This is a genomic window from Endozoicomonas sp. ONNA1 (assembly GCF_024606325.1).
Lineage (GTDB): Bacteria > Pseudomonadota > Gammaproteobacteria > Pseudomonadales > Endozoicomonadaceae > Endozoicomonas_A.
This window is the reverse complement of sequence record NZ_JAHHPN010000555.1, coordinates 1-1,043: the sequence shown is the minus strand read 5'-3', so window position 1 is coordinate 1,043 and position 1,043 is coordinate 1. Positions and strand designations below refer to the sequence as shown.

Annotated in this window: 1 protein-coding gene; it reads left to right on the top strand. The window is 45.9% G+C overall.

Features of this window, described 5'->3' with window-relative positions; genetic code table 11:
• Nucleotides 1-56 precede the first annotated feature (56 nt).
• A partial coding sequence (locus KDK19_RS12710) for an IS66 family transposase (protein ID WP_257292110.1) occupies nucleotides 57-1,043 on the top strand: 987 nt, incomplete at its 3' end.

Here is a 1,043-nt window from a genome sequence, read left to right as displayed (position 1 = left end):
GGCATACGAGATGACGTCGAGTCTCGTGGGCTCGGAGATGTGTATAAGAGACAGTCATGAACCGCAACGGTATGCCTGATGTGTGGGAATACAGGGTTATAGAACATGTAAGGGCTCATAACGTGGAGCATGTGTATAAGGTGGCAAGGGTAAAGCTTGCAGACGGAACTTTTGTAAGCACAATGGAACATCCGCTGAAAAAACTTGGAGGTATTTTCTCCCCTGAACTGCTTGCCCGTCTGCTCTGTCTGAAATATGACTTCAGTATGCCTGAGAACAGACAGATAAGACTGCTTGCCAGAGAGGGCATCCACATAAGCAATACTACACTGAACAGCTATATCCATAACGGAATCGCCAAGCTAAAGGAGTTCATGGAAGATGTCTTCAAGGGGTTTGTACAGCAGGCTGAATATCTTATGGTTGATGAGCCGACCGAACTTGTAGGCATCGAAACAAAGGAAGGCAAGGCTTACAGGAGAAAGTACTTATGGGCATTCTTTGCAAAGCATATGAAAATGGTCTATTATCACTATAACAACGGCAGCAGGTCATCCGATGTGGCGAAGTCGTTCCTGGAACATTTTATGGGAACCCTTTCCACTGACGGATATACGGTTTACAGAATGTTTGATGGAGAAGACTCAAAGGTGCTTCATATAGGATGCTGGACGCACTGCAGAAGGTTGTGGGTTGACGCCTTGCCTTCGGACAGGACAGCGATGGAGATAATAGACTCCATCGGCGATATGTTCATGAATGAAGATCTGTTCCGCACCATGAAGCTCAGCGGTGAGCAGATAAAGGGGAAAAGACGGAAGCTTACAGGACCGATCCTTGAAAGTATCCATCATAAGGTGGTCATGATGATGCAGGATGCGAAGATTATGGCTAACGAACTGATGAGAAAGGCTGTCAATTATACGTTAAACCAGTGGAAGTCCCTGAGAAATATCCTCAAGGACGGTGCAGCGGAAATATCGAACAACCTCTGTGAACAAAGGATGAAACCGGTAAAGCTGTTGCTCAAGAACTGTATGAAC